Annotated in this window: 48 protein-coding genes; 19 read left to right on the forward strand and 29 right to left on the reverse strand. The window is 62.2% G+C overall.

Annotated elements, in window-relative coordinates:
• Nucleotides 1-192: 192 nt before the first annotated feature.
• From G3N97_RS21535 to G3N97_RS21665, 27 genes are all read right to left on the reverse strand, one after another.
• Nucleotides 193-1,347, reverse strand: a complete 1,155-nt coding sequence (locus G3N97_RS21535) for a tyrosine-type recombinase/integrase (protein ID WP_346778103.1) — start codon at nucleotides 1,345-1,347, stop codon at nucleotides 193-195.
• Nucleotides 1,268-1,474, reverse strand: a complete 207-nt coding sequence (locus G3N97_RS21540; RefSeq protein ID WP_205995019.1) for an excisionase — start codon at nucleotides 1,472-1,474, stop codon at nucleotides 1,268-1,270. The genes G3N97_RS21535 and G3N97_RS21540 overlap by 80 nt, the downstream gene beginning before the upstream one ends.
• Before the next feature lie 11 nt (nucleotides 1,475-1,485).
• Nucleotides 1,486-1,818, reverse strand: a complete 333-nt coding sequence (locus tag G3N97_RS21545; protein WP_205995020.1) for a hypothetical protein — start codon at nucleotides 1,816-1,818, stop codon at nucleotides 1,486-1,488.
• Nucleotides 1,815-2,015, reverse strand: coding sequence for a hypothetical protein (locus G3N97_RS21550; protein WP_205995021.1), 201 nt, complete (start codon nucleotides 2,013-2,015; stop codon nucleotides 1,815-1,817). The genes G3N97_RS21545 and G3N97_RS21550 overlap by 4 nt, the downstream gene beginning before the upstream one ends.
• A gap of 13 nt (nucleotides 2,016-2,028) precedes the next feature.
• Complete coding sequence (locus G3N97_RS21555) at nucleotides 2,029-2,499, reverse strand: ASCH domain-containing protein (protein ID WP_205995022.1); 471 nt, start codon at nucleotides 2,497-2,499, stop codon at nucleotides 2,029-2,031.
• Entirely contained in the window at nucleotides 2,496-2,798 is a 303-nt protein-coding gene (locus G3N97_RS21560) for a hypothetical protein (protein ID WP_205995023.1), read from the reverse strand. Before G3N97_RS21560 ends, G3N97_RS21555 begins: the two co-directional genes overlap by 4 nt.
• Nucleotides 2,795-3,685 carry a phage Gp37/Gp68 family protein gene (locus G3N97_RS21565; RefSeq protein WP_205995024.1) on the reverse strand — a complete coding sequence of 297 codons (891 nt, stop codon included), beginning with the start codon at nucleotides 3,683-3,685 and terminating at the stop codon, nucleotides 2,795-2,797. Before G3N97_RS21565 ends, G3N97_RS21560 begins: the two co-directional genes overlap by 4 nt.
• On the reverse strand, nucleotides 3,682-3,990 hold the full coding sequence (locus G3N97_RS21570; RefSeq protein ID WP_205995025.1) for a hypothetical protein: 309 nt from the start codon (nucleotides 3,988-3,990) through the stop codon (nucleotides 3,682-3,684). The genes G3N97_RS21565 and G3N97_RS21570 overlap by 4 nt, the downstream gene beginning before the upstream one ends.
• Entirely contained in the window at nucleotides 3,980-4,336 is a 357-nt protein-coding gene (locus G3N97_RS21575) for a DUF4031 domain-containing protein (protein WP_205995026.1), read from the reverse strand. The genes G3N97_RS21570 and G3N97_RS21575 overlap by 11 nt, the downstream gene beginning before the upstream one ends.
• A complete protein-coding gene (locus tag G3N97_RS21580; RefSeq protein ID WP_205995027.1) occupies nucleotides 4,333-4,608 on the reverse strand; it encodes a hypothetical protein in 276 nt (91 codons plus the stop codon). Before G3N97_RS21580 ends, G3N97_RS21575 begins: the two co-directional genes overlap by 4 nt.
• Nucleotides 4,605-5,726, reverse strand: a complete 1,122-nt coding sequence (locus G3N97_RS21585; protein WP_205995028.1) for a hypothetical protein — start codon at nucleotides 5,724-5,726, stop codon at nucleotides 4,605-4,607. Before G3N97_RS21585 ends, G3N97_RS21580 begins: the two co-directional genes overlap by 4 nt.
• Nucleotides 5,723-6,421 carry a hypothetical protein gene (locus tag G3N97_RS21590; protein ID WP_205995029.1) on the reverse strand — a complete coding sequence of 233 codons (699 nt, stop codon included), beginning with the start codon at nucleotides 6,419-6,421 and terminating at the stop codon, nucleotides 5,723-5,725. The genes G3N97_RS21585 and G3N97_RS21590 overlap by 4 nt, the downstream gene beginning before the upstream one ends.
• A gap of 17 nt (nucleotides 6,422-6,438) precedes the next feature.
• Nucleotides 6,439-6,696, reverse strand: a complete 258-nt coding sequence (locus G3N97_RS21595; RefSeq protein WP_205995030.1) for a hypothetical protein — start codon at nucleotides 6,694-6,696, stop codon at nucleotides 6,439-6,441.
• A gap of 1 nt (nucleotide 6,697) precedes the next feature.
• The gene (locus tag G3N97_RS21600; RefSeq protein WP_205995031.1) at nucleotides 6,698-6,928 is read right to left on the reverse strand and encodes a hypothetical protein; all 231 of its coding nucleotides are present in this window, start codon (nucleotides 6,926-6,928) and stop codon (nucleotides 6,698-6,700) included.
• Between the two features lie 26 nt (nucleotides 6,929-6,954).
• A complete protein-coding gene (locus G3N97_RS21605; RefSeq protein WP_205995032.1) occupies nucleotides 6,955-7,257 on the reverse strand; it encodes a hypothetical protein in 303 nt (100 codons plus the stop codon).
• A gap of 65 nt (nucleotides 7,258-7,322) precedes the next feature.
• Nucleotides 7,323-7,487 (reverse strand): hypothetical protein, encoded by a 165-nt coding sequence (locus G3N97_RS21610; protein WP_205995033.1) that lies wholly within the window; start codon nucleotides 7,485-7,487, stop codon nucleotides 7,323-7,325.
• A gap of 35 nt (nucleotides 7,488-7,522) precedes the next feature.
• A complete protein-coding gene (locus G3N97_RS21615; RefSeq protein ID WP_205995034.1) occupies nucleotides 7,523-7,714 on the reverse strand; it encodes a hypothetical protein in 192 nt (63 codons plus the stop codon).
• Nucleotides 7,711-9,459 carry a ParB/RepB/Spo0J family partition protein gene (locus G3N97_RS21620; RefSeq protein ID WP_205995035.1) on the reverse strand — a complete coding sequence of 583 codons (1,749 nt, stop codon included), beginning with the start codon at nucleotides 9,457-9,459 and terminating at the stop codon, nucleotides 7,711-7,713. Before G3N97_RS21620 ends, G3N97_RS21615 begins: the two co-directional genes overlap by 4 nt.
• A 49-nt stretch (nucleotides 9,460-9,508) precedes the next feature.
• Nucleotides 9,509-9,943: a hypothetical protein gene (locus G3N97_RS21625; protein ID WP_205995036.1), complete on the reverse strand. Its 435-nt coding sequence runs from the start codon at nucleotides 9,941-9,943 to the stop codon at nucleotides 9,509-9,511.
• A 150-nt stretch (nucleotides 9,944-10,093) separates the two neighbouring features.
• Nucleotides 10,094-10,447, reverse strand: a complete 354-nt coding sequence (locus tag G3N97_RS21630) for a hypothetical protein (protein WP_205995037.1) — start codon at nucleotides 10,445-10,447, stop codon at nucleotides 10,094-10,096.
• A gap of 84 nt (nucleotides 10,448-10,531) precedes the next feature.
• Nucleotides 10,532-11,233, reverse strand: a complete 702-nt coding sequence (locus G3N97_RS21635) for a hypothetical protein (protein ID WP_205995038.1) — start codon at nucleotides 11,231-11,233, stop codon at nucleotides 10,532-10,534.
• Nucleotides 11,230-12,012, reverse strand: a complete 783-nt coding sequence (locus tag G3N97_RS21640) for a hypothetical protein (RefSeq protein ID WP_205995039.1) — start codon at nucleotides 12,010-12,012, stop codon at nucleotides 11,230-11,232. Before G3N97_RS21640 ends, G3N97_RS21635 begins: the two co-directional genes overlap by 4 nt.
• Nucleotides 12,009-12,284, reverse strand: a complete 276-nt coding sequence (locus G3N97_RS21645) for a hypothetical protein (RefSeq protein WP_205995040.1) — start codon at nucleotides 12,282-12,284, stop codon at nucleotides 12,009-12,011. The genes G3N97_RS21640 and G3N97_RS21645 overlap by 4 nt, the downstream gene beginning before the upstream one ends.
• 8 nt (nucleotides 12,285-12,292) lie before the next feature.
• Entirely contained in the window at nucleotides 12,293-12,505 is a 213-nt protein-coding gene (locus G3N97_RS21650; RefSeq protein ID WP_205995041.1) for a hypothetical protein, read from the reverse strand.
• A gap of 120 nt (nucleotides 12,506-12,625) precedes the next feature.
• A complete protein-coding gene (locus G3N97_RS21655) occupies nucleotides 12,626-13,465 on the reverse strand; it encodes a hypothetical protein (protein WP_183707879.1) in 840 nt (279 codons plus the stop codon).
• Nucleotides 13,458-14,324, reverse strand: a complete 867-nt coding sequence (locus G3N97_RS21660) for a HipA family kinase (RefSeq protein WP_183707877.1) — start codon at nucleotides 14,322-14,324, stop codon at nucleotides 13,458-13,460. Before G3N97_RS21660 ends, G3N97_RS21655 begins: the two co-directional genes overlap by 8 nt.
• Nucleotides 14,288-14,752: a helix-turn-helix domain-containing protein gene (locus tag G3N97_RS21665; RefSeq protein WP_241030739.1), complete on the reverse strand. Its 465-nt coding sequence runs from the start codon at nucleotides 14,750-14,752 to the stop codon at nucleotides 14,288-14,290. Before G3N97_RS21665 ends, G3N97_RS21660 begins: the two co-directional genes overlap by 37 nt.
• A 101-nt stretch (nucleotides 14,753-14,853) precedes the next feature.
• Here G3N97_RS21665 and G3N97_RS21670 point away from each other — a divergent pair, with 101 nt between their 5' ends.
• On the forward strand, nucleotides 14,854-15,108 hold the full coding sequence (locus G3N97_RS21670; RefSeq protein WP_346778104.1) for a YdaS family helix-turn-helix protein: 255 nt from the start codon (nucleotides 14,854-14,856) through the stop codon (nucleotides 15,106-15,108).
• Nucleotides 15,109-15,203: 95 nt separating this feature from the next.
• On the opposite strand, the gene G3N97_RS21675 is transcribed toward G3N97_RS21670, so the two are convergent.
• Nucleotides 15,204-15,518 carry a hypothetical protein gene (locus G3N97_RS21675; RefSeq protein ID WP_205995043.1) on the reverse strand — a complete coding sequence of 105 codons (315 nt, stop codon included), beginning with the start codon at nucleotides 15,516-15,518 and terminating at the stop codon, nucleotides 15,204-15,206.
• 97 nt (nucleotides 15,519-15,615) lie between these two features.
• Between G3N97_RS21675 and G3N97_RS21680 the strand changes: the two genes are divergently transcribed.
• The 14 genes from G3N97_RS21680 (at nucleotide 15,616) to G3N97_RS21745 (ending at nucleotide 22,429) form a co-directional block, all read left to right on the forward strand.
• Entirely contained in the window at nucleotides 15,616-15,990 is a 375-nt protein-coding gene (locus G3N97_RS21680) for a hypothetical protein (RefSeq protein ID WP_205995044.1), read from the forward strand.
• On the forward strand, nucleotides 15,991-16,377 hold the full coding sequence (locus G3N97_RS21685; protein ID WP_205995045.1) for a hypothetical protein: 387 nt from the start codon (nucleotides 15,991-15,993) through the stop codon (nucleotides 16,375-16,377).
• A 6-nt stretch (nucleotides 16,378-16,383) separates the two neighbouring features.
• Nucleotides 16,384-16,701: a DNA-binding protein gene (locus G3N97_RS21690; RefSeq protein WP_205995046.1), complete on the forward strand. Its 318-nt coding sequence runs from the start codon at nucleotides 16,384-16,386 to the stop codon at nucleotides 16,699-16,701.
• A gap of 35 nt (nucleotides 16,702-16,736) precedes the next feature.
• The gene (locus G3N97_RS21695; RefSeq protein ID WP_205995047.1) at nucleotides 16,737-17,066 is read left to right on the forward strand and encodes a hypothetical protein; all 330 of its coding nucleotides are present in this window, start codon (nucleotides 16,737-16,739) and stop codon (nucleotides 17,064-17,066) included.
• Complete coding sequence (locus G3N97_RS21700; protein WP_205995048.1) at nucleotides 17,066-17,344, forward strand: helix-turn-helix domain-containing protein; 279 nt, start codon at nucleotides 17,066-17,068, stop codon at nucleotides 17,342-17,344. The genes G3N97_RS21695 and G3N97_RS21700 overlap by 1 nt, the downstream gene beginning before the upstream one ends.
• The gene (locus tag G3N97_RS21705) at nucleotides 17,331-17,903 is read left to right on the forward strand and encodes a hypothetical protein (RefSeq protein ID WP_205995049.1); all 573 of its coding nucleotides are present in this window, start codon (nucleotides 17,331-17,333) and stop codon (nucleotides 17,901-17,903) included. Before G3N97_RS21700 ends, G3N97_RS21705 begins: the two co-directional genes overlap by 14 nt.
• Before the next feature lie 57 nt (nucleotides 17,904-17,960).
• Complete coding sequence (locus tag G3N97_RS21710; RefSeq protein ID WP_205995050.1) at nucleotides 17,961-18,308, forward strand: hypothetical protein; 348 nt, start codon at nucleotides 17,961-17,963, stop codon at nucleotides 18,306-18,308.
• A 40-nt stretch (nucleotides 18,309-18,348) separates the two neighbouring features.
• A complete protein-coding gene (locus G3N97_RS21715; RefSeq protein ID WP_205995051.1) occupies nucleotides 18,349-19,485 on the forward strand; it encodes a hypothetical protein in 1,137 nt (378 codons plus the stop codon).
• Nucleotides 19,482-20,069, forward strand: a complete 588-nt coding sequence (locus G3N97_RS21720; protein ID WP_205995052.1) for a hypothetical protein — start codon at nucleotides 19,482-19,484, stop codon at nucleotides 20,067-20,069. Before G3N97_RS21715 ends, G3N97_RS21720 begins: the two co-directional genes overlap by 4 nt.
• Nucleotides 20,066-20,548 (forward strand): hypothetical protein, encoded by a 483-nt coding sequence (locus G3N97_RS21725; protein WP_205995053.1) that lies wholly within the window; start codon nucleotides 20,066-20,068, stop codon nucleotides 20,546-20,548. Before G3N97_RS21720 ends, G3N97_RS21725 begins: the two co-directional genes overlap by 4 nt.
• Nucleotides 20,549-20,580: 32 nt before the next feature.
• The gene (locus tag G3N97_RS21730) at nucleotides 20,581-20,847 is read left to right on the forward strand and encodes a hypothetical protein (protein WP_205995054.1); all 267 of its coding nucleotides are present in this window, start codon (nucleotides 20,581-20,583) and stop codon (nucleotides 20,845-20,847) included.
• Nucleotides 20,844-21,170 carry a hypothetical protein gene (locus tag G3N97_RS21735; protein ID WP_205995055.1) on the forward strand — a complete coding sequence of 109 codons (327 nt, stop codon included), beginning with the start codon at nucleotides 20,844-20,846 and terminating at the stop codon, nucleotides 21,168-21,170. The genes G3N97_RS21730 and G3N97_RS21735 overlap by 4 nt, the downstream gene beginning before the upstream one ends.
• Before the next feature lie 199 nt (nucleotides 21,171-21,369).
• A complete protein-coding gene (locus tag G3N97_RS21740) occupies nucleotides 21,370-22,056 on the forward strand; it encodes a DNA-binding protein (RefSeq protein WP_205995056.1) in 687 nt (228 codons plus the stop codon).
• Between the two features lie 148 nt (nucleotides 22,057-22,204).
• Entirely contained in the window at nucleotides 22,205-22,429 is a 225-nt protein-coding gene (locus G3N97_RS21745; RefSeq protein ID WP_205995057.1) for a hypothetical protein, read from the forward strand.
• Nucleotides 22,430-22,491: 62 nt separating this feature from the next.
• Here G3N97_RS21745 and G3N97_RS21750 read toward each other — a convergent pair whose 3' ends face one another.
• The gene (locus tag G3N97_RS21750; RefSeq protein WP_205995058.1) at nucleotides 22,492-22,965 is read right to left on the reverse strand and encodes a hypothetical protein; all 474 of its coding nucleotides are present in this window, start codon (nucleotides 22,963-22,965) and stop codon (nucleotides 22,492-22,494) included.
• 153 nt (nucleotides 22,966-23,118) lie between these two features.
• Here G3N97_RS21750 and G3N97_RS21755 point away from each other — a divergent pair, with 153 nt between their 5' ends.
• The 4 genes from G3N97_RS21755 (at nucleotide 23,119) to G3N97_RS21770 (ending at nucleotide 25,260) form a co-directional block, all read left to right on the forward strand.
• Nucleotides 23,119-23,370: a hypothetical protein gene (locus tag G3N97_RS21755; protein WP_205995059.1), complete on the forward strand. Its 252-nt coding sequence runs from the start codon at nucleotides 23,119-23,121 to the stop codon at nucleotides 23,368-23,370.
• On the forward strand, nucleotides 23,358-24,062 hold the full coding sequence (locus G3N97_RS21760; RefSeq protein ID WP_205995060.1) for a hypothetical protein: 705 nt from the start codon (nucleotides 23,358-23,360) through the stop codon (nucleotides 24,060-24,062). The genes G3N97_RS21755 and G3N97_RS21760 overlap by 13 nt, the downstream gene beginning before the upstream one ends.
• Before the next feature lie 144 nt (nucleotides 24,063-24,206).
• On the forward strand, nucleotides 24,207-24,914 hold the full coding sequence (locus G3N97_RS21765) for a hypothetical protein (RefSeq protein WP_205995061.1): 708 nt from the start codon (nucleotides 24,207-24,209) through the stop codon (nucleotides 24,912-24,914).
• Nucleotides 24,907-25,260: a phage terminase large subunit family protein gene (locus tag G3N97_RS21770; RefSeq protein WP_241030740.1), complete on the forward strand. Its 354-nt coding sequence runs from the start codon at nucleotides 24,907-24,909 to the stop codon at nucleotides 25,258-25,260. The genes G3N97_RS21765 and G3N97_RS21770 overlap by 8 nt, the downstream gene beginning before the upstream one ends.
• Nucleotides 25,261-25,363: the final 103 nt, after the last annotated feature.

A 25,363-nucleotide genomic window follows, 5' to 3' on the forward strand; every position in this document is an offset into this window, starting at 1 on the left:
GTAACTATCTGATTCTATTGGCACTGACGTGTCATTTTTGGTAGGTAACTTTTGTACAAAAAGCGGGCGTAAGTGGCTGTTTTTCTTCTTAATTGTGGATTGCGTCATTACATAAACGGGCGGCACGTCTCTTTGCCCGCAAACGGCCGCCCAGCTTAGCCGGTTCAATATCTGTTCACTATTTGTTCAAAATCAGATAGTGCCAATGCGCACCTTGACCGGCTCAATGCCGCGCACATCCGCATAGAGATCCGCCATCGTGTCGGACTTGTGGCCCAGAAGCGCCTTTGTGTCCACGTTGCCCTGTTCGATGTACAGACGTTTGCCCAGGCTCCGGATCTCGTGAAAGCTCGGCGCGCCTTTCCCCTTGATTCCAGCCAGTTTGCGCGCGACAGCGAACCGCGTGCTGATCGTGCCGCGCTGGACTGGATCGCCAACGTTCGTCAGGCCCTGGCGGCGCACATGGTGGATCAGATATTTGCTGACCACACCGGTTGACCGGCATCGGGTGATCACGTCGGCGAGCGACATTCCGATTGCGTTTAGACGGATCGCCGTCGGGATCGCGATGCGCACGCCGGTCTTGGAGCGCTCGAGGATTACCTCATCTCCTTTTACGAAGCTGCGCTCCCAGCGCGCGATTGTCGACCGGTCTTGGCAGGAGACGAGTGCGAGCAGCATCGCGTTTTCAAGCCAAGGTGCCACTTCGCCGGATTTCGCGCGAATCGCGTTGAACGCATCGAGCGTCAGCCGCTGCCGCTGAACCTTGATTCGTGCGCGGTCGGTCGCCTCCGCGGGATTCTTGTCCATCCAACCCAGCGCCATGCCGCGTCGGCAAATGGCGCGCAAGCGGCTTCGGATGTTGACCGCCCATTGCATCTTGCCTTGCTTCTCGTAGGCTTCCAGAACCTGCGCCACGTGCTTCGTGGTTAGCTCCGAGCACTTGACGTCGCCTAGCCGCGCTTTGATGGCCCGATCGAGGTACTTGCGCTGATCGATCGTGGCCTGTTTGACGCCATCGTTCGGCATCTTGAGAAGCAGATCTGCGATCGTTTCCCCCGTGTCGTTCATTCTCTCGACAAGGCGCTTGCTTGGAGTGAGTTCCTTGAGTCGCGCATTTGCCTCGACCACCTCAAAGATCGCCTGCTCGATTGGCATATAACCGAGTGTGACGCTTTTCCTCGTACGCGGATCGCGCCAGACGTAGTATCCCGGGCGAGGTTCGTGCAGATTCGCAGGCCAGCTCGCCCGCTTCCGTATCCGTGGTCTAGCCGCCATTTTCAAATACCCTGTCAACAAGTCGACGTTTTTCGACGGCATCGCGATAGACGGCTTTGTCATCGACATAATATGCGCGCCCAATTTTCTGGGGCGGAGGGTAGATCTTCTTATCCTTGATCCACTGGCGAGCAGTGCGCACCGCCGGCGGGGGATCAAATTCACGCGCGATCCATTCGTTGAGGCGGATCTTCATTGCTGATGCTCCTATAGCAGCGCTCGGACGATTTCGCCGGTCTCGACGAAATACCAGTCCGAGTCGGTCAGGTTGTTGATCAGGAACCGTTCGAATTCAGCGGGCGGCGTGGCGCGCCGGATGCGCTCCCACTTGGCTGGCGGACCGCGCCATGTTGGCTCGATGCCGGCCGCGCGCGCGGCGGCCAGGTTGTGGTGCCCGTCGACGAGCACGCGATACCGCGCGCCGCGCAGCTCGAGCTCGGCGACACGGACGATGAATACCCGGAAGCGCTCGGCCTTGTCTGCGACCTTCGCCGGGTCGAGGAAGCGCTGAGATGAGATGAGCGGGTGGGGCGCGATCATTCGGTGTATTCCTTCAAGTCTTCGATCGCGCCAATCATTGCGACAACATCGCCGCTCGCGAGAGCATCGGTGGCGCGCTTCAGCGACGCGCGGATGAACATGGCGCCGAATGCGCCGGCGGGGCCGATCTCGACGTAGTGGCCGAGAATCGTTGTGACGCGTTGAATCTCTGCGCTGAGTCCTTCTGCGAGGTTCATGGACGTTCCTGTATCAGGTGATGGAGCCGAGCTCGTACATCTGACGCAGCTGCGTCGCGATGTCGGCGGGGACATCGAAGAACTGGAGCGCGCCCTTGCATTCGACGAAAGGCACCGGCTTGACGTCTTCGAGGAGGAATCCCCATTGGCCCTCCATGTGCCACGTCGAGGTCCGTCTCGCCGACGGAATGCAATCGGTGAGGGTCGCTGCGCCGACGATCCCGCCGCGGTGAAGCTTTTCTTGCCCGGGCAGTGCGATGTCGATATCGAAGTGGTCCAGAAAGGCCTCGACGTCGTCGTATTCGGCGCGCGTCATCCCCTTGCTCGCGTGGATCAGGAATCGTCCGCGGAGGCGTGTCGGCCAGGTGCGGTTCTCGATGACTTTCAGCTTGCAGGCCGCGATCGCGACTTCGCGCGCCGCGCCGGTCAAGTCGGGGCGCACGATGAGCCACGCCCATGGCTGGCGGATTGAGAGGGCTTTCATTGCGCGTCCTCTTCGTAGCCCTTCAGGAAAATGCTCTCGCGCATGCTGATGCCGCGCGATTTGCACATGCGGATGACGGAAAGCAGAAAGCTGTCGATATGGTTGCCGGCGCGCGAAAGCGCGTTCAGCAGCTCCATTTCGAAACCACGGTCCTTCGCCAGCTCGTACGTCGATCCGCGATCGCCGCGATCGTATTCGACGGTCGCAACCATCGACATGCCTCTCGGCCGCATCTTGCTGGCGAGCTCGAGCAGCGCCGGCGCGATCTCTTCGTCGTAGAACTTTTCGTTGTCGGTCACGCTGCACCTCGCGGGAATTCGTCGTGCGTGCGGCCGTCGAGCACGCGGCCGGCAGCTTTCTTGCCAATCCGAAACAGCGAGACGCCGTCGACAAGGCACGCACTATTGGCATCAGCGTAGGCGGTGCCGTTCGGGATGGTACGGTCGCTCCACTCGCCCCATTGCTTGAACAGGAACGGCGTGCCAGCGGCCGCGCACTGAGCGCGAATGGCCCGGGCCCAGCGCGGATGCATCGGACGCGCGCCGGGGCCGCTCTCGCCGCCGACGATCACCCAATGGATTCCATGTTCCGGTTGATTCCAGCCCTGCAGCACTGAAACACGATGGCCGCCCCACGGAATTGATGTTAGGTCAACGTCGCCAAGCAACGGCTCCATCGACAGGAAGCGCACGCGCGCGGGCACCGCGAGCAGCTTCGGAATATCGCGGTCCGCCTCTTCCTGATTGACGATCGTCGCGCCGAGCCAGACGTTCGACAGAGGCGGCGCGATCGGCAACATGGCCTGCGCATTGCCGATGCGCTTCGTCAGCAACAGCCAGTCAAGGTTCGGTGTCGCGAGGATCAGATTCCAGAGGTCGGAGTGCCATGCCGGGTCGACTGCGTTATCGAACACGTCCGCGAGCGACGCGCAGAACACACGCTGACGACGGCCGTGTGCGGCAAAGAACTCCGCATGCGCAGCGTTCCACGCGAGCGGCTTTCGCCAGTTCGCGGGCGACGTGCGCCGGCGCGGCGCGCCCGGTCCCCAGTTGACGGCCGTGCCGCCGGCGAAGCGTGAATTGCGCGCCTCGGCGTAGCAGTGGTCGCAGCCCGGCCCGACCTTCTGACAGCCTTCCCACGAATTGAACGTGTGGTCGGTCCATTCGATTTTGCTGTTCTCGCTCACCACTCGCCTCCGAGGCCATTCAGTTTGTGGAGTACTCCCGGCAGCGCGCTCATGCTTGACACCGTGTACAGGCCGCGCGCGATCGCGCCGATCATCCAGAGCAGGAAAGCGCGCTGTGACGTGCGCGTCCATTCATCGAGCTGCACCGCGCCGGCGGGAGCAGACGAAAGGGGCGCACAGGTCGGGCGCAGCTTTTCGGGAATGGCTTCGATAGCGGCGGCGTGCCGCGCTGCGATAGCGCCGCGCTCGTCGAGCTGCTGCGGAGCAGCAGGAGCGTCGAAGTCTGCGAAGAGGTCAACCTGCATCGCTGACCTCCACATGAGTCGCGGCGGCTCGCCGGGCGGCGACGAATGCGCGCTGCCACACGACGGCTGCTTCCGGCGTACCGAGGGTACCGAGCGCGCGGCGATGCGCCGTCATGGCGCCAGCTTGGCGCCACGTGATCTCGACGGCGCCGCGCATCACGGCTGCCGAGCGCTTGCCCAGCTCGATGTCGTAGTGGCTGCGCGCGGTGCCAGGCTTCTGGTGCCAGCGACGCGCCACGCCGATCGCGGCGGCCATTGCGTGCAGCTCGTCGTCCGTGTCCGCGATCATGTGGCACATCACCATGCGGCCGTAAGCGGCGCGCATGTCGTCGACGTAGACGGTCATGACCAGTCTCCTGCTTTGCGTCGCACGCGCGCGATTACTGCGCGGGTGGCGCGGCGGCGCTGGCGCGCGTTGCCGCTAAAGTGCTTGTCGAGGTAATCGACGACGTACTCGCGCGTGTTGCAGTGAGGGCACGGTTTGTCGCCGCCGGAGTGCAGCGGGCCGCCCGGCTCATCGCAACTGTCGAGATCCCAGAGATAGCCGTCGATGCACGTGCCATCCGGATAGTTGGCGCCGAACGACGGGCCTTCGAAAGAGCAGCCGAGAGTCGTCACGCTTCACCTCCCGCGCTACCGCTGCGCTCGATCTCGGCTTTGCGGGCGGCGCGATCGATGCGCTCCATCTCGCTGATGATCATCGCGGCTGCTTTTTCGAGCATGCGTCGCGGAGTGCCGGGCTTCCACCAGTCTCGCGCCCACGGCCACTCGGCTGGCATCGACCGGCGGATTTCCATCCAACTCCCTGCAGCGTGTGCGTAACATGCGGCAGCGCGCGGCAGTTCGCCGTTCGTATATTTGTCATCGTGCTCCGGCGTCCATCCTTCGACGCTCACCTGCCGAGCACGCTCGGCGAGCACATCGCGCGCTGCGTCGCTCATGCGCTCGGTGGGAGCGGTGGCGAGAGACGCGCGTACGATCTCGCCATAGGCGTTTGCATAGCCTTGCATCTGGTGTTCGGTGAAGTACGCATGGGCTGCTACATGGGCGAACGACTCCGGGTAACTCGGAAGCGCAGGCCATTGGAAGTCTGCGGCTTCATTCGGGCAAGCGTAGCCAGCCGCTTCGGCGCTGCAACTACCCTCGCAGATGCACTCTTCGCTTACGAGATTGCTCAAGACTCGCCAGCGGCGAAACTCGCTTCCATCAACGGGCTTACCGAGTGACATGACGTGCGCCCGGCCTGCGGCCCACTCGATCGCTTCGCGCTGTTCCGTGGTCAGCGCTGCTTGCGGTGCTGCCGCGTGGGCCGCGAGTTCTTCGATAACCGAAGCTGCGGCGGTCATGTCATTCATTCGGCCGCTATGATCGCGCGCCCACGTCGGTACGCCGTTTGACCATTCGCCGTGGGTGCGCAAATGCAGCCATTCGGTATAGCGCGGAAGTGCCGCGCGCTCGTCGGGCTGCGCTGCCTTCTCGCCGCACTCGGTGCACACGTTGTCCGAACGCACGTAGTCGTGCGCGCACGTCTCGCTCGGCGCTGCCGCATCTGCGGCGACGGTCGGCGTAGGGGCGGCGAGAATTACTGTGAGCTCGTCACGCAATCCCGCGAGAAAATTCACGTCTAGGCCGGCAGACGCTTGTCCGTTCCAGATCATCAATGTCTCGATCAAGTCTTTGACTATCACGCCTACTTGCGCTGCGCGCTGCGTGGGTTGCTTGTTTTCGTTGCTCATTGCGCGTCTCCCTGATTTTCGCGGCGGCGCTGGATGCCGTCGCGCATGCGCTGACGCTTCAAAGCGTTCTCAGCCTCGTATTTGTCACGTCCGAACAGTGCGTAAGGACCATCCTCCGTGTCGTAGATTTCGAGCAGGAGCCAGCCATCGCCTTCTGGAGCCGTCGGCGTCCACACGGTGCAGTTGTCCACTTCGCCGTCGCACCAGCGCTCGTACAGATCGGGCAGATCGCTTTCCATTGAGCGGAACCACGTCTCGATGCCGAACGCCTCAAGAAACTTGTCGGCACGCGTGCCTTCGTCGCAAATCGGAAAGTCCGGATGCGTCAGGAAGCCTTGATCGTCGCGCACGATTTCGCGCGGCGTCAGCAGCTTCTTGCGCAGGCCTTCGAGGTTGATCGGCGCAGCAGGGGCGACGGGAGCGGCGAGCGTCGCCTCATATGCTTCGAGCGCGCGCTCGCGCAGCTCGGCGTCGTCGTAGGTTTTGGCGATGCAATAGAGCACGCTACGGGCTGCTGCCAGCGCTCCCGCCGCATCGGAAGGAGGGGCGGCGAGAAACGAGCGCGCTTTTAGGATCAGTTCGCGAAATCTCGGGCCGTCGCACGGCTCACCGGAAACCTCGCATAGCAGCGTGATCGTTTGGAGCGTGCTGCGAACGTCGTACGCGCCAGTGTCGGTCAGTTTCTTCGTGTCCATCGTTATCCTCGTTTCGACTAGCGCATGTCGTCCAGCGCCAACTGCGCGCCAGGCATGACGACATCAGACGGCTTGATCATCGAAAGCTCGAGCTCCGGTTCGGCACCCGCGATGTATCGCAGCCGGCGACCGGCGTAATCGCGGTTGCAAGAGATCGACTCGCGCATGAGCTTGATGACCTGCATCGCCTTATCCGCGTCGAGCAGGAAGTGTTCGAAGCCGATGCGGATGCACGCGACGTCGCGCGTTATGCGGTTCTTCGCTCTCGTCGCCATGTCAGTGGCCCTCCGGCTTTTTCTCGACGGGGTGGCCCAAACAGCCGTGCTCTTTATGGTCGAAGTTGTCGCACGTCCCGTAGGGAATGAAGTTGTGCCCCTTCGACAGTTCGTCGAGCAGGATCGATTTCGCTTCATCGGCCGACATGGTCTTGCCATCGTCGCGCTTGAACATGCCGCGAAAATCCCTCGTTTTCCAGTTCTTCAACGCGCCGCGCACGTCGAGGCACATGTGAAACTGCCTTCTTTCCGAAGTGATCATGTCGTCGTCCCCTCGGATGTCCCGGCGCGTTGATTCGCGCGTGCGCGCCACGCTTCGATATCCTTCACGCCTTCCTTGCGCCAGTTGGCACCGTGACGCAGCACGAGCTTGACCATCCAATGCAGCACGTTGGCTTGCTCGTCCTCGGCCTTTTTCTTGACGTCGATACCAGCCAGACGCATTGCCTGAGCGATGGATATGCACTGGAAACACATGAAGCCGAGTACTTCGCGCAGCTCCGGCGTGAGTTCGTCGGGATACGCCGGCGATCTGCGCGATCGCATCGCCAGTTTGGTCACCAGATATGGGATCGTGGTTACCTTCGTTATGCGCGTTCATGGACGTGATCCTCGGTGGGGATTCGTTAGCGGGCCGCGAGCGGGTCGCGGATGATTGAGACGCTGTCGATCTTGACGCTCACGCGCACGCCGCAATCGCAGGAAAGCATGTCCGCGAAGGAATGGGCGAGTGCGTGGAGCTGTGTCGACGTCGGCTCCTTCGCGAAGAGATAGCGCCGGCTCTGTTCCATGAAGGCGGCGCGCCTTCGCGTTTGTTCGTGTTGCATCATTCGGTCGGGTTGGTAGGTGATTCGAGGTGTTTGCCGGCGGCCGCCAATTGAACGGCGTATGCATCGCCGAAGCGGCGCAGGGCGTCGAGCGAGCCGCTGATGCTCGAGTACTGTTGCGACCCGATCACAGCGTCGAGCTGGACGGATAGGCCGGCCTCTCGCGCGAGCCGGATCAGATCGGCGTTCATGGACGCCCCGTGTTCGGGAACGGCCAGGGTTCCTTCGCTTTGGGTGCGGTCTTGAGTGCCGGCTTCGCCTTGTCGATCTGCTTTTGGGGCGTGGTGGCAGCTGCACGCGGATTCGCGGCGATCTTCTTCGCGGCAGGTGCCTTCTTCGCCGGCGAGGCCTTGGCCGTCGGTTTCGTGCTCGGCGCGGGTGCCTTCGTCGCCGGTACCGGCTTTTCTTTGGGCTTCGGCTTCGTGCCCGATTCGACCTGCTTGCGCACGACGCCGGGATCGATGCCGCGAACGCGCGCAGTCGCTTCGAGCAGCTCCGGCTTCGGCGTCGAATAGGAGTCGGCGACCGATTCGCCGATCAGCGCCAGATCCATCACCAGGCGCGCTAGCGCGACCGGATCGGTCTGTTCGAACTCGTCGACCTTCTTGGCGAATTCCGCCTCGCTGATTGCAGTGTTGCCCCAGTCGTAAAGCTTGCTGATGCGCTTCTGGTTTTCGTTCCAGAGGCGTCGATAGAACGTGACGGCCACGATCTTGAGGTCGAAGTCGTCGAGGCCGGTTTCGACATGTTTCGCGCGGATCTGGCGGAAGAGTTCGCCGCGGTATGCATCGGCCTTTTTCTTCTTCGCAAGTTCGGCCGATTGCGACGGATTCGACGTGCCCGCACTGCGCGCTTCGATGCCCTTCTCGGCGAGCGCCTTCTTGAGGTCAGCCTTCGGCATGACATCGATCAGCTTCCCGTCGTGCGGGCTCTCCAGGAGTGACGACGCTTTGACACCCTTGGCGCCGATAATCTGGCGATACGAGCGGCGCTTCGGGTCCTCATAGCAGGTGTCGTCGAGCTGCACCAAGCCGCCCTGCAGCTGGCCGTACTGGTGTGGCAGAGCAGCTTTCGCATCTTTGCCGGTGATGACAGTGCGCCCGGCGGCTTCGGCGTCTGCGCGCTTCTGTGCGGCAGCCACTTCGCGCTTCTTCGCAAAGCACGCCGGATCCGTGCAGATCTCTTTGCCGCGCACGTCTTCGAACAGCTCGGGCTGATTGCCGGTGCGCTTCGGGCACGGGCCGCACGCGCCGGCCGCGGGCACGAGCGTGGCGTCGGCCGTCTTGAACGGCGCCTGGTCGAGGCGGAGCATGTACGTACGTTCGATGTGCTCCGAAGCAGCTTTGACCGATCGAGGCTCGCCATTGGCCCATGGAGCCGTCAGTTCATTCGCGGCCTTGTCCTGCAGGTCGGCGGGTAGGCGCGCGATCATAAGGGCGGTCTTCGCGTTCAGCTTCTCGTCGAAGAACAGTTTGCGTGTCTGCGTATTGAGCGCGCAGAGCTTCAAACGTTGCGCGATGTACGTGCGCGTCTGGCTGACCTCGCTCGCGATCTGCTCGAGCGTATGTCCGCGATCGGCGAGGACCTTGTAGCCGTCGGCTTCTTCGAGCGGATGAAGATCGCGACGCTGCAGGTTCTCCACGATCTGGATCTGGAGCACTTCGTCGTCAGTCAGGTTGCGCACTAGAGCCGGAACCTCGGCGAGTTCGACGACGGTTGCTGCGCGGAAGCGGCGTTCGCCGGCGACGAGCTCGAACAGGCCCGGCGAATCTGGCCACGGGCGTAGCAACACGGGCTGAAGAATCCCGTGGGCGCGCACGCTCTCGACGAGTTCGAGGTGCTGGGCCTCGGGAAAGCGCTTGCGGGGATTCGTCGGCGATGCCTGTATCGCGCTCAGCGGTAGAAATTCGATGGATGCCTGTTCAGTGCTCTGCACGGCGGTTTCTCCAGTTCGTTAATGGGCGTTCACGCGCATTCAGCCGCGTTCAATGCAGCACACGGCCAGCTGCTTGCATGGCGCCCGTGACCGCCGCGAAGATGCGCGCCAGCGTCTCGTCGCTGAAGCGCGGCGCAGGCGGCGCTTCGATATCGGCCTGGTGAATTGCCATCGCCCGAACCCATTCCGGATTTGCCGCCGGCGCATCAAGCCACATCGGCATCCAGTTACCCTCGCCATAGCATTTGTCGTAGGCGGCAAACAGGCCGCGACGGCTGGCGTTGAGAGCCTTGCTGACGCCTTCCTTGAGTTCGAGCGGCAGGGCGTGCTGGCACCCGAATGCGTATCGGAAGTGCTCGACGGTGTAACGGTCGAATGCGACAGACGCGAAAATGGCGCCGTCTTCGCCGAGCGCGGCATAGGCCGTGTAGTGGGGCCCGTTTTGCTCCGCGCGTTCGTCTTTGAAAATGAAGATCGTTTTCATGGCTTCGGTCTCTTCGTGATATGCGTCATGCGCTGGCGCTTTGCGGCGCGCTGGAGCGCGCGGGCGATTCGGTAGGCGTCGCGGAAGTCCATGCTCCCGTCGTCGACGGCTGCGAACAGTTGGAAGAGGGTTGGTGACGGCGCGGGCCGTTTAGTACGGCGGATCGTCATCGTCGAGACCGAGCTGCGACTGCGGGGGACGCCCGGCGGGGAGCGACTGGAGTGCACGCTTCAATTCCCACGTGTTGATTGGCTGCACGCGCAGCTGGCGGACGAACAGGCGCGCGGCGGTCTCATCGAGGAACGTGATGCCGTAAATCGCGCTTGCGCCGAAGGCCTTCGTGAATGCCTGGAGGGGCATCTCGTCTTCAGTTGCGTCGACTGCGGGTACGTCGACGCGTATCAGCGATGCGCCGCCAATATTCAGCTCGGAAACGCGACCTGCAATACGTTGGTGTCCGAACAATTCGATCAACGCCCATTGTTCGAATTTCTGATCGCTCATTTCGAATCCTAAAAAATGGGGCGCTGTGAAAGCCGCCCACCGAAAAACGCGCGGTCGGGGTTAGGCCGCGCGCCTGAGAGCCTGTTACTTGCGCATCTCAACCAGCACGCGGAGGATTCGTGCCTGATGCGCGGCGAGTTCGACGAACGTGCCGCCGCGCTGGACAGTGACAGCGCCATCCGGCCACGCGATGAGGAGCGCGTCGCCGCTCGTCAGCGTGAAATCCGGCTCGCGCGCGGCGACTATCGACGACGACGCGGCGTCACACGGTTTCTGCGCGGGCTGAGCCGCATCAGCTGTATCCGGCGCGACAGTCGCGGCCGGCGTGGCCTCTGGAGTGATTTCCGCGCTCTGCACGCTGGCGGTGGGCGCCGAGGGTCTGTGTTCGGGCAGTCGATATACGCGGCCCTCGCGAATCAGCGCGCCGCTTTTGAGCGCGCTCGCGACGTAGGGCGTGATACCGGCTTCCGGAGCCAGCCCGAGTGCGGCGCAGATACGTGCGCTGCCTGTCGGGCCGCTCGTTCGAAGAAACTCGATTACCTGATCGGCGCGTGTGCGCCGTGGCGCTTTTTCGCCTTCCGGGGCCTGCGCGGTTTCGGGCTCATCTTCAGCAGAGGGCGCGCGCTTGAGAAGACTGGACGGGTTCGCCCATGGATTCGGCGGCGAAGCTGGCCCGGCATCGACAGCAGGCTCGGCCGCTGCCTTCGGCTTTCCGTCCTCGCGTGTGGCGATCACAGCGCTCTCACCGGCGACCGGAAACATATTGGGATGGCCTTTGTCGCTCATACCGGCTGCCCGATGAATGCGGCGGCTGCGTGCGGCGGAAAGCAGCGCGTCGCGCGCGCCACCATCGTGTCCAGCTCGAGCACGGCGGCTGCGCTTTTCGCATATGCAGCGTCGTATAACGCCGGCAGGCTGTCCTCGAACGAGGAGCGCACTTCGTCGCGATTCGCGCGGCGGCCGTCGATGTACCAGAACGTCTGCTCGGCCTCGGCCATGCGGAAGATGAGACCGCCGTCGAGCTGCTCGGATTCGTAAGAGCGCGCGACCCATACGAGCGAGACGCCAATGCGCTTCTCGATGACCGGGCACGCCTTTGCCGCGAACTTCGCGCATTCGATGTGCGCGGGTGGCATCGATGACGTGCGCGTGACGGCCGACAGCGCGTCGATCACGAACGCCTTGTACTGGCCGAGCTGCTCGCCGCAGATGCAGCAGCGCTTGTAATAGACGCATGCCGCGAGCTTTTCGCTGTCACAACGGCGATAGTCGGGCTCGCAGCCGTCGCGCTGTGCGAAATACGGCACGGGATACCCGCGCGAGTCGACGGGCAGCGCGCGCATGCGCTGCGGCAGTTCCGGCAGACCGTGCCGGAGCGCAGAGGCGGTCATGGAAACCCCATGCGGAAGGCGCGCCGCGGCCGCGCCTCCGTGAAAGCCCGATGCATCGTTCGCGGGGGCGGGGAAAAGGCGGTCGAAGTGCTGCGCGGCGCGGATCGCCGTCCAGGCGGCGCAGCCGAGCGCGAGCGTCGCGGTGCCGAGGTAGCCGAGCGTATCCACGTTCATTCCTCGTCACCGTCGTTGGCGGCGCGCTTCTTCAGATCGACGACGCTGTCATCGAATGCGAAGCACGTTTGATTGAGGCGATCAGCGCGCGGCGCAACATGGCGGCCGACGTGACGCTGCGGGCGCCCAACGATCTGCGCGCGGACGGCGGCCTGAACGGCGGCGCGCACGGCGGGGTTGAGCAGCGCTTCGTCGGGCGCGCCCTCGACGCCGAGCGTGCGGCACGCTTGCGCGAGCAGCTCGTCGGGGAGGCGGGTTGGCGTGGGGCGCATGGCAGGCCTCACAGGCAACGCGTGAGGGAGCACGACGTGTCGCCGGCAGCGACGCGGTCTTCGTATTGCTGCCAGCCCGTATAGAGCAGGTAGACGAAGATCACGCCGAGCACGGCGAGGACGTTGCGCGCGACACGAAGGGTGAGGACCAGCGCGCGTGCGCCGCGCGCGCCGGAGCGGATGACGCTGGCGGTGGGGGTGGCTTGCTGTTGCTGGTTCATCGTTCGCTCCGTGGGATCAGTGACCCGATGGAGCGCATCGTATGCCAGAAAAACTAGTAATGCAAGAAAAACTAGTGAAAGTGGGGAAAAAAATGGCCGGGCAGCGGACCCGGCCAAGCATCAAGCGGCGTGCTCGTATCGCATTACGGCCTTCGCGGCCTCAGACGCGTCAGCAAGAAGACGTGTCTGGAGATTACTGGCATCGGCGAGCGACTCGATTTGTCGCCACGCAGATTTCTGAAGATCGTTTGTGTGATCTCCGACCACAAGTAATTCGAACTGCGAGGGCCGCTCCTCTAAGAAAGCATCTTGCGGACTGCCGTCAAAGAACGTTCTCACGCTCTGTAGTTCGAATAGTTTTCCGTGAGCACGACGGGCGCTTTCTTCGATGCCACGAGGGGAGTGAGAAATCTGGATGAAGTAGCAGGCATAACGTGCACCAAGGAACTCCACTTTGAGTGGCAATGCATCTGACAATACCGACAATTCTCGATGAAAGCGTTCTGCGAGATGCGGCGAGTGAGACTTCTGGATAGCGCGCTTCACCTGCCGAACGATCCCGTCAACTTGCTTCACATTGGGGATTTCGTACGTGTCCAACAGTGTGTGGAGCACAGAATGCTGGCGGACTTGTGCATCGAGCAGCGTTTCAAGTTGAGCGCCTTCGACCCGACCGAGCTTTCCGATTATGGCGCTTTCGAAAGGAGCGATCCAGTTATCAAAGCTGCCGACATCCTGCAAGTGCTCAACTAGCGCGAGGCACAGATGATTTGCAATGGCATACAGCTCTGCGCCGGACGCGCCAAAGGCGTGAGCAACTTCTTCAGGTTGAATTGCTACGCGCGTGGCAATTCTGCCGTCATCGAGTCGTATCACGACTCCAGCGCATAGCCGCTCGCCGGATAGGATCTGGGGCTGGAAATAAATGGCAGCGCGCTGGCCACGAATTCGTTCACTCATGGCTGAAGTCTAGCTGGTTGAGCCCAACGCGTGCGGAAAGCAGCGGTATTGTGTTCGGAACACGGCTCGCTAGAAAGTCGAGCACTTGCGCAACTGCTTCAGGCGAGATGAGCGAATGAATTGATGCGCACGAAAGTGCGTCGCCGAGATTGATGCTCTTCGCGTATGCCATCACTTCGGCGGCTATCTCAAGAAGTTCCGATTTGTCGCGAATTGAGAAATCGCTGACATGACGGTCTATGAGTACGTTCGCGAATTGATCGTCTTTAATTTCCGAAAGTGGATGGAGTTCAGCAAGAACACCGCCGAGAGCGTCTGCGTGATCAATCAACCAAATGATATTGGCGCTGAAAAGAATATTCGATTGATTACGGTCAAGATTCGCAACCCATTCGTCGAATGTCACTGTATGCGGATAAAGATCCCATTTGCGCAGCAGTTTTTTTGCGTATTCGCTGTCTTGAGCAACAAGCTGTGAAAAAGCCGTGCTGGAGCTGACTTCAGCGCAACCGAACGTATATCGCTCGGATTCCCCGGATGCCCAACGCTGGGAGCTTTCCAGGGTTTTACGCTTTATGCGAATTAGATATGGCCTGGGGATCGGAAGCCCGAGCGCGCGCCCGAGAACGGAACAGATCAATTCCGAGATGATTCCCCGTGGCGCGCTCATGCGGAAATACACTGGCGCGTCAGTTAAGGCATCTACTTGAACTGTCCCGCGCCAGATTTCATCGGTCTGGGTCCGCTTCAGCAACTCCGCTCCCTCGTTAAGCTCAACTGTCTCAACGGCAACCGGAGTGGGGATGTATTGATCGGCGTTTGCTACTGGTTTTTTTGTGAATACCTTTCTGCTAGCCACAAAAAGGTCTCCCACTGATCATCCGTAAGCTCATTCGCTTTGGCCCTCTCTATCAGGCTGTCGATGACCTCGCGAGACCGAGGACTCGCACGCGCTCGCCAATCCTGCAGAGCGCGATCCATGCCCGGTCCGTCGGGCACCCCAGCCCATTGGGTTTTGGTCTTAAGCGGCACAGGCGGAGGCTCGTTCATTCGAGTAGCAGGAGCGTTCGCGATCCCGCTGGCGTCACCGAACAGCAAAAATTCGGGCGTTGTTTGTAAAGCCTCTGCAACTTGCCTGAGCCGCTCCCTTTTAGGTGCGGTTCCACCTTCTTCTTTTTCCCACTGCTGGACCGTCTGCCAAGCCTTGACGCCGACGAGCTCCGCCAGGGCTTGCATTGAAAGCCCCAGCACTTCCCGGCGTTGTTTGATTCGGCGATGAATGGTCATGGGCGGGATGCTATTCGCTAGGTTTTCTTGTGTCACCACAGGAATTTCTAGCATTACTAGTTTTTCTGGCATACAATCCGCCCATGAACTCGACCCGACCCGTGAACCAAGCTCTGGAGCGCGCCATTGCGAAATTCGACTCGTTGGCGGCAATGGCGCGCGCCCTCGGACTGTCCGGCTATCAAGTGATCCAGGAATGGCGACGGCAATGCAGGGTACCGGCTGAGCATTGCCCGCAAGTTGAGCGCATGACGGGTGAGCCCTGCGAAGAGCTCAATCCGAAAGTGGATTGGGCTTATGTGCGCAGTGCGCCGGGACCGAATCTGAAAGAGACACCCCAAAAGGAGGGCGTCTGAGATGCATGCACGCCAGTCTGATGAAGAGCGGCCGCGAATGGCCGCTGGCGTCCGTATCCCGCTCCTCAAGGCAGGCGAGATCGTGAGGGTGGTGCCTAGCGATGTGACTGAGTCGTGCCGTCTGTCTCGATTTCGATCCAGTCCTCCAACGTCGCCGGATGGACAACGAATGGCAGTGAGTCCCAAAGTCGCCAGCCTGTTTGCTGCGATCGCACGGCTTCGGCGGCTTTTTCGGCGGAGCTCCAGCCGAGATCCAAAAGGACGGGCTGAACGATGACTTCCCCGTTGCTTGAACGCGAGAACGTTTCGTGGACGAGGCCCCAGACATCCGGGCGCTCTATGTCCGGTCGAATGGTCATTGCGCCAAACGGAGACTTGTACAGATACAGGCGGTACGTCGGTTTTTCCATGGGGATTCGGCTTCGCGAAGAAGCGGTTGGCGTAGGAACCACCGATTCTAGACGGCGTGCGAATCCCCGCCATTTTCGTGTCCATGGGGTTGCCTGAATGAAAACGACGCTGATATTCGGTTTCGCCGCGCCGCTGGCCGAGATCGCGCTCGGCTGGGCGTGGCTGGCTGGCGGTCACGACGTCGCCGGGCGGCTGCTGACGTTCTACTGGTGGCTCATGGTCGCCGTCCTGCTCGGGCTGCCCGCGCTGTTTGTCGGCGTTCGCATGTTGACTGGCAAGTCGATTCCGATCGGTGCTCCGATCCCGCGCGCGGTGCGCGTGTGGATGAAGACGATTTTCTTCATGCGCGTGTGCGCGCTGGTCGCGATCGGCTGCACGTCGCTGGCGGTGCTCTCGCTGACCGCGTGGTGTTTCTCCCGTCTCGCGTTTCTTATCGTGACGGACACCGCTGATAACCCGGCGGGTGCGTGAATGGCCGAGCGCACGCTGAGCGAAGTCCTCGCCGAGATTGTCGATGCAGGGCATCGCTATCCCGCATTCCATTCGCAGATCTTTCATTGCCTGTTCGACGGTGAGGAGCTGCGTCGCGGTCTCGTGAGCTACGAGTGCGACGCAGCGCCGGCGCGTGTTGCGCCCGTCGACGGCGTGCAACTGACGGTGCTCGTGACGAGTATTCGGCCGAGCGAGTGGCTGTTGCAGTTCGCGCACGCGCTGAGCCGTGGCGTGATGCCCGAAATGGTGTTGCCGGCGGCGGTAGAAGCGGATCGACATGAAGTTTCGTGTGCGCGTGAGGAACATGAGGCGACTGTAGTTGGCGGTGCGTTCATGCGCATTCCTGAATTTTTGAGTACGGAGTAAACCCACATGAGTACGATTGAACAGACGATTCCGCTCGCGATCGCGCGAATGCCGATCGTCGAGAAAGCGCTCCGCGAGGCGATCGCGGACCCGAAAAAGAAGCAGGCGATCCTCGAGGCCACGGGCTGGGATCCGACGATGCCGTCGCAGATCCTCGCCGGGCGCACGGGTATCACGCTGGAGAAGCTCGACAAGCTGTTCAGCGCGATCGGGCTCGTGGTGACGACCGTCGGCTACATGGACTACCTCGCAGAGGGCAACGTGATCGGCAGCAACTGCCGGTGCGCGCGAATGAGCATGGGTGCGTGCGGCGCTGCCGCGTAAGCGCGCGCCGTTGTACTTCCTTTTCGGGGACTGGGATGAACGTCAAGGCAGGCGATCGCGCTCGCGTCGTCAACACGAGGACGCCGAACGACGGCGCGATCGTCGAAGTGATCGAGCCGGATGCGCAGTGGACGCGAATGATGGGCAAGCCGGTTTGGGCCGTGCGCGGCGTTCAGATGCTCGGTTTCGCGCTCGATAAGCCCATTCCGAAAACGATTCAGGAAGAAGGCGTGATACCGGACGCCAACTTGCGGCGCGTCGAGAGTTCGCGCGACGCGATCGACAGGCGCCAGCTCGTCGACGACGACACGGTCACTCCGCTGTCGGAAGCCGTCCGCCGCGCGGTCAAAGCCATGGAGGCTTGATGTCGTATCACCTTTCGAATCTTGCTTGGGACATCGAGCTTCGCGGACCGCAGAAGCTCGTTTTGCTTTGCCTGTCGCACCTGAGCCTGCAGAGCACGCGTGAGTGCTGCGTGACGATCGCGCGCCTGATGGTCCTGTGCGGCATGTCGGACAGCGGCGTTCGCCAGCAGCTGACGGCGCTCGTCGCGCTCGGCCTGGTCGAAGAGCTGCGCGACGGCCGCGTCGTGCATTACCGCGTGAATCTCGGCGTGGCGCGAGCGTCCGATGGCGAAGCCTGAGACAGCCGCCGCACGCGAGCGCGCACGCGCGCCGCAATTCAATGCCGGCCTCGTCGAGGCGGCCATTCGCCGTCACGTTGATCACCGCGCGACCACGCTGATTCCCGAAGCGTCCGTGCGCTACGGCCTCGGGCGCACGCGCGGCGAATATCGCGCTGATTTCGTCATGGTCTCGCGCGCGGGCTACGCCACGGAGCTCGAGGTGAAGATTTCGCTGGCGGACTGGCGTAAGGATCTGTCGAAGCCGAAGTGGGTCGGCATGCCGGGCTGGATCACGCGCTTCGTGTACGTCGTGCCGGAGCAGCTTGGAGTGCCCGTGTGGGTGCCGGAGCAGGCCGGGGTGTGGCACGTGACGCCCGCGCGAGTCCGCAGCGACAGCGAGCGTCCGGACGGCTATCAGGTCGTCGTCGCGCGCGCGCCGCGCGTGCTAGGCCGCGAGAAGCTGCCGGCGGCCGTGCTCGGCACGTGGCACAAAAACCTCTACTACCGCTACTGGGATCAGCGCATTGCACTCGAGCAGCGCATCCCGCAGCACGTTCGCGAAGGTGTTGCATCATGAGGTTCAGACACATCGCCGTCATCAGTCAGAATACGGGTTTCACTACGGAGGGAACCAATGCTGACACGCGAGCAGATCGTCGAAGCTTTGAAGCTGGCCGAGCAGGCTGGCATTGCACTGGTCTGCCAAGGCCGTGCACCGGGCGGCTATTCGTCCTATTCGGTCGAGGCCGAGGATGTGGCTGCGCATATTGTCGGCGAGATCAATCTTCCCGCGCATCTGAACGGCCTGTCCCCCGAGGAATACGAAGAGTGGATCCGGCTGGACGGCTCGGTGCAGTGCTACGCCACCACGCAGGGCGGCCGTCGGTGCAAGGGTTGCGCACCAGGCGGATCGCAGCGGAACGCGCAGGAGTGGAAGGAGTTGAACGATACGAAGCCGTACTGCACGACTCACGGCGGATAGCCTGTGAGCGCGCGGCCCTTCTCGACAGTGGAGGGGCTGCATGAGGGCCGCCGACGTTCTTCGCGAACTGGGGCGCCCAATCGCGTATTACCCCTTCCTGAGCCGTTACGTGGGCGGCGTCAACGCGTCCGTGCTGTTCTGCCAGATCTTCTACTGGCAGGACAAAGCCACGAGCGCTCTCGGCGTGCACAAGACCGTCGAAGAGCTGGAGGCCGAGACCGGGCTGACATATGAGGAGCAACGCGCTGCGCGCACGAAATTGCGTGCATCCGGTGTGCTCATCGAGACGGCTAAACGGATCGAACATCGCACGTATTTCCGCATCGACGAGGACGCCCTTGAGCGTCTTTTGTCCGGCGGGCCGCCCGCGCGCACGCCGAAGAAGCGCGGTCCACCCAAATCGGAAAAGTCCAGTTCCCCAAATGGGAAAAGTCCATTTCGGGAGATGGGAAAAGACCAGTTCGCGGGCGTGGAAAAACCCACGCCGCCAGATGGTGAATCCCACGCTCGCGGCATGGCCGATCCCCATTCCGTTAACGGTACAGAGACTACTGCAGAGATTACTTCAGAGACTACAGCAGCAGCAGCTAGCGCGAGGCCGCCTGTGGATAACTCGGCTGCCGCTGCTGCTGAGCTGCAAAACGGCGAAGAACCGGGCGACGAGGCAGGCGACGTCGCGCCGCCTGACGCCGAAGCCACGCTGCTCGCATGGCTCGCAGATCTGCCGCGCTGCGCGATCGATCCGACGGACGACCGGGTGCACGTGCTGACGTGGGTGGGGAAGGGCGTGACGCAGCCGCAGCTGGCGGAGGCGTATCGCCGGGCGGTGAAGCGGCGCGAGTCGGCCGACGACACGCGCGCCATCGGCGCGAAGTTTCTGGCGCGTTTCATCGATGAAGTGCTGGCGGCCACGAGCGTGGACGTTGCGCCGCCCGCCAGCACGAGCGGCCAGTGGTGGGAGAGCGATTCGGGCATCAGCGCGCAGGGCAAGAGCAAGCGCGTGGAGCGGCGCCCGAACGAGACGACCCCGGACTACCTGATTCGCGTGGCGCAGGCGTCCGGCCGCGGCCCGTGGATCGAGCACGTGCTGAAGCGCTGGCAGGGCACGGCGCGCTATCAGAGCGTCATCGAATTCTTCGGCGACCAGCTGCTGCCTGTGGACTTCTACGCATCATGAAAAGCCACAACGCGAACGGGCTGCCGGGTACTCGCACTGGGCGCCGAGCCGCCAGCATTCGTGCCGCGCGCATCCGCGCCGAAATAGCTGGCGCTGCCGCACGGCTCGCATCTACCGACGATGTGCCGCTAGACGCCGCGCTGCGCTCTTTGGCTGGCGGCCCCGCGATTGACACGGATCGTATTGCCGCCGAGTGGCGCGCGGTGACGCGCCATCGCACGGAGCAGCTGGCGGACATGCGCTATGCGCAATCACGCTTGAAATCGCAATCCAATCGGCCGCCAACACCTGCATGCGGCTATTCAACCTCGGAGCACACCATGACCGTACGAGCGAAATTCAAAGTCACGTCGACCACCCAGCGCGAGCACTGGGATAGCCAGAAGGGGCACATCCACGAGATCGAACTGGCGCCGGTGGTGAGCGGTTCGCCGGAAAACGAAAAGTTCTATGCGGCCACGCCGTGCGGCGCGGTGAAGCTGCAGACCGTGAACCACGAAGCGGGCACGCAATTCGAGCTCGGCGGTGAGTACTACCTCGACTTCACGCGTGCAGATGCCGACGAGGGCAATAGCGGGGCGTGATTGAACTGTCCGGCGGCTGCCTGGCGCTTTGCCGGCGGCTGCCGGAGTTAGAAAAAGCGGGGCATCTCATGAATGGCCGTAGAGACGTGAAACTCAAAGGGTGCGAGCCGGTTGCCGCTCGGATTGCTGAGCTGATGGAAGACGGGATCGAGCGCACGGTGAAGGAGTGCAGCGACGCATTGAACCGTTCTCGAAAAACCGTCCAGGGGGCTTTGCACGAGCTGTCTCAGGAGGGGCCGTTGCAGCAAGTCCATGTCTGCCGGCAGGACGGAAAGTCGCTTGTGTACGTCAATGGTCCGGGAAAGAACGTCGCGGTTAAGACATGGCGTGATCCGGCTCGAACCGGACGCGCCGCACGCTGCACAGGTTCCGCGCAAATAGATACGCCGATGCAGCCGTCGGACGATGTGCTCGTCGAATGCATGCGGCGCATGGTCTGTTGCTGCACGACCACGCCGATGCAGCGCATCGCAGCATGAAACACAGACCTAACAAGCGCGAGAGCGCGCATATGGGCCGCATCTCGAAGATGGCGTGCATCTGTTGCACGCTTCTCGGCCGCTCGCAAACGTCGAAGACCGATGTGCACCACGCACGTGTCGGCCACGGCGGCGCGCAGCGAGCCGGAGACTTTTGCACGATTCCGCTGTGCCACGACGACTGTCACCAAGGCAGGAACGGCGTGCACGGCGATCAGACATATCTGCGGATCCTGAAGATGACGCAAATGGATCTGCTCAACGCGACGCTCGAGCGACTCTACGGGGAAATCCGATGACCATGGTGCTGACCACCGACGTGCCGACCATCGTGCCGGCGACCTACGGCAAACATCGCAACCGCATCGCGTACGTCCCCGGCAATGCCGAATACGTCGCGCGCGTGCGCGTCGTACGGCGCGTCGTGCTGCCCGGCGGCGCGCTCGATCCGGATCTCGCTCAGGTCGAGGTCTATGTCGCAGAGGATCGTCGTGCGGGCATCGAAGCGCCGCGAGGCGCGTGGGTGGATCGCGAATATCTGCGTTGCACCGCGCGGCTCAGCAAGAACGGGAAATCGCTGCGGGAGTTCTTCGAGTCCGGCGAGATGGAGCGACACGTTTGAACCGCCAGCCACCGCGCCGAGCTCACCGCACAGATCTCGAAAGCGCGCTGCGCGAAGCGGCGCGCGCCGTGCGCGCGGGCCATCCCGAAGAACCGATTTCGATTTCCGCTTCTGCGCTCTGGCTTCTGAGCGAGACGCTCCACGCACAGGGCCAGCTGCTCGAGCAATTCAAAAACACGCAACCCAGAAAGGCAAGCCGATGAGCGAGACCACTGAAAACCTATTCCGCACGCCGCAAGACGCTCTCGTGTTCGCGTTCAACTATTCGATGCAGCGTCAGGATCGGTCGCTCGTCGACCGAATGGCCGCGCCCAGCCCGCGCACAGGGAAGGGTCTGAGTGGTAACGACGGTGCGGGGCAGGCCGGAATGATACGGCGCGAGCTCGAGCAGCTCACGGAGCTGGACCGCGCGGTGCTCGTCGCGCGCTTTGCGCCGAAGTCATGGCCGTGCGCCTGCGGCAGCGCGTGCTGCTCTGGGCACATGGCCAACCCCGAATACGTCGCGGCGATTCGGACGCTGGAGCAGGCGGCGATGTCAAAACTGGCTGGCCACCTGTCGCTTTACCGGCTGCGCGTACGGCTCGTCGAGAAGGCGATGGGCGCGAAAGTCGAGATCAATGCGCTGGCCAAAGAGTGCGGCGTCAGCGAGAACACGGCCGCTGCCCACTGGAAGATCATCCGGGAATGGATTGCGGGGATCCCGAAGCCGAAGGTCAGAACGCCGTCGAAGCGCGCGCGCGTCGTGTCCGACGATGCTCGGGCCAGTGTCGCGCTGACAGAGGACGGAGCGGACGAGAGTTTTTTGACGGCGGTCGATGGCATCGAATCACTCGCGCGGAAGCGCGCCGATGAACTGCTGTCGATGCTGCATTTCATCGCATCGTGATTCGATTTGCTTGACATTGCGGTTTTCGACCGTAGAATACGCATCAATCTGACACTGTGAATACGTGTATCTAAAGCCCCGAAGCGCGCGCGATCGGGGCTTTTTCGTTTCATCGTATGATGAGTCTCCCTCTTGAACGGAGACTGAGATGTCGGTAGACCAACGAAAATTTGTGGCTGTCGTCAAAGAACCAGCAAGTTCGCGCACGCCGTCAGGGGTGGGCGTCGCAGTCTATATCGAGGATATAGTCAGCGATCCATCGTTTGGCAGTCACCGGATAGCGTTCAGCCTTCGAAGCGATGCCCCGTTCGAAGCGGCGGAGGAAATCGCCCGCTTGCTGAACGAGCACTGCGTATCGGTTCGCTTGGTCTGACCCATCATAGGCCTTCGAAAGCCTGCCCGGCTGTCGCCGCGCGGGCTTTCTCATCTGTGCGGTTAGCTACGCGACGCGACTACAGCCTTGAGGAAATCCAAAAGGCGTGCGTTTAAGTCTTCGATGTGTATGTCGTCGACGTAGCCGGTCGAAGAAGTCGCGCCGTCTTTCTGGACCTTACGTTGGTCGGCGAACGGAGTGTACTCAATGATGCCAACGGGGTTGAGTTTGACCCGGAACGTGGAGCGTTCGGTCGCCAACTGCCCTTTGCTCATGTCATAAAAGAAGGTCACGTCAATGTACGGTGACCGCATTCCGTCGATTCCGTCTTCAACCTTGGCGGCGCGCCCCGACTTCTGCATGTCTTCTGCGAAAGACATGAACGCGGGGCGCACGATCTGTTCCACCTTTTCGGTGAAAACTGCACTGCGACGTTTCGCCTCTAGGACCTTTGCCTCTTGCGCTGCTGCAGCGGCATCGGCTTTAGCTGCCTGTTGCTCGTCGTTTTGCTTCAAGAAGTCGGAAAATTGGCTCATCGGTGGCTCCTCATTATTCGGCTTTTGATGGAATGGAAGTACTGCATTTATCCAGTTTGGGGCTGGCTGGTTATTCAAAAGATGATGTAAACACCTATTGAATATATTTGACGGTGCCAATTACTCAGCCAGATGGCAGGCGGAGAAGATCCGATGACCAAAACGAAGCTCAAGAGTGCCGCTGGTGCCACTGTGGTGCCACGTCTCGGCAGTGGCGTCATCGTCCGCGTCCCGTTTTTCCCGAAACCGATGGTCGGTATATGCATCGCCGTGTATGACGAGCTTCCGGCTGAGATCGCGGTTCAGATTTTCCCGCTCGGACGCGATTCGCTTCAACTGCCGGGGGTGCCGTTCTTTGAGAGCGAGCCAGACGCGGGTGTGAGATCCGCGGCATGGCCGGCTTGATGACGATTCTAGTCACGTCGAACGCTCGTGACCTCGCCCGCGGGATGAACGATTTCATTCAGCGGCAGGTGCCTTTCGCGATCGCGCAGGGCATCAATCGCACAGCGCAGCGCGTTGCCGATGTCGAGCGCCAAAACCTTGCCGAGACGCTGTCGAACCCGTCGCCATTCACGCAAAACTCCGTCGGCGTCCAGCGCGCGAAGAAGGGCAAGCCTGCGGCCGTTGTCTATATGAAGGATATCGCCGCCAGCTATCTCGAACCCTTCGAGACGGGCGGCGTGCACAAGCTCAACAGCCGCGCGCTCCTCAATCCGAAGAACATCAGGTTGAACCAATACGGCCAACTGCCCCGCAACACGCTCGCCGCGCTCAAGGGACGTCCTGACGTTTTCATCGGCGCGGTCAAGACGGCGTCTGGCGAGACTATCAACGGCGTCTGGCAGCGGCCAACGGACACGAAGCGTGTCAGCCTGATCAATGGCCGGGGCAAGAAACTCGGCAAGTTAAACAAGCTCGACGCGTCGCAGAACGGCGGCCGCGGCAAGCTGAAATTGCTGATTCGCTTCGGCGATGCGCTGCCCGTCAAGAAGCACCTCGATTGGGGCGCGCGCGCGACGCGCACCGTCCAGCAGTGGATCGATCGCGACCTCGCCGAGGCGCTGTCGGACGCCATGCGCACGGCCCGTCGCTGAAAAGGAAGGTCACCCGGAGGCTCTCCGCCGGGGGCCCCCCAGGGCCTGGCGGGTCCTTCCGGGAGATCCCGAATACGCGGGCATTGCGCGCGCGCGTTTTTCCCGTTCCTTTGACCGAAAAAAACACGTTACACGTTACACGCTATGGCGGCATCGAATGCGGCTCAAAGGCGCGCCGCGCCTAGCGACGCGGGTGTAACGAAGCGTGGCGCGAAAACGCGGTCGAAGGCGCAAACCGTTACACCGGCAAGCGTTACACCTGCCGGAACGGATGGCGTCATAGGGAAGGCTGTACTTTGCGAGGCGCTGGGGTGGACGCGCCCGAAGCTCGATCGCCGCATCGAGAGCGACGAGGCATTCCCGATCGCGAAACGCGGCACGCGCGCCGGCGGCTGGGAATTCGATCTCGCCGCGGTGCGCGCGTACCTTGGCGGTGCGCCGGCAGCAAAGCAGTCGCGTGGCGCGCCGGCGCGCGCGGATCCGCCGGACAACGGCGCGTCGGCAAATCCGTACCCGGGCGCCAAGTACTCGGTCGTGCCGCCGGCGGGCGTCGAGCCCGTCGTTCACTCAGGTGAGCAGACCGCGCGGCAGCGCCGCGACATGGTCCAGGCCGAGATCCTCGAAGACAAGCTGCGCCGCGACCGCGGCGAGCTGGTGCAGGCGGAGGTCATGCGGCAGGTGGTCACGAAGATGCTCGTGCATCTCGGCAAGGGCATGGACCGACTGGCTGACCAGGTCGTGGAGAAGCTCGGACTGCCTGAAGAGAACGCCGACGTGATCCGCGAGCTGACCGACGACCTGCGCACAACCATGGTCGACGAACTGAAAACGCTGCTGGGTCCCGATGCTTGAGAGCGCTTACGCTGACGCGTATCAGATCGCGCGCGAGTCGCTCGCGGCCTTCATTCCGCCCGCGCGGGAAACGGTGGCGCAGTACGCCGCGCTGAACCGGCGACTGACGAATCAGGGCGGTGGCTATGTTGGCCGGTGGCACCACGAGAAGGCCCCCTATCTCGTGGCGCCCATGGAGACGCTGACGCGCCTGGACTATCTGACGACCGTGGTGGTCGGGCCCGGGCAATCGGGCAAAACGGAGGTCGCGCAAAACTGGATGCTGAAGTCGGTTGCGAATGACCCGGGCGACATGCTCTGGTACATGCAGACCGACCCCGGCCTGTTGATTTGCAGTAGAAACTGACCCACTTTTTGCATCTAAAACTGACCCACCCTCGTGGCGCAGAATCATCACTCCTGCGCGCCAACTTCTTCGTCTTTTACTGTCTTAGGTGAGGTTTTGCGGG

The sequence above is a fragment of the Paraburkholderia sp. Ac-20347 genome (assembly GCF_017104805.1).
In the GTDB taxonomy this organism is placed as follows: domain Bacteria; phylum Pseudomonadota; class Gammaproteobacteria; order Burkholderiales; family Burkholderiaceae; genus Paraburkholderia; species Paraburkholderia tropica.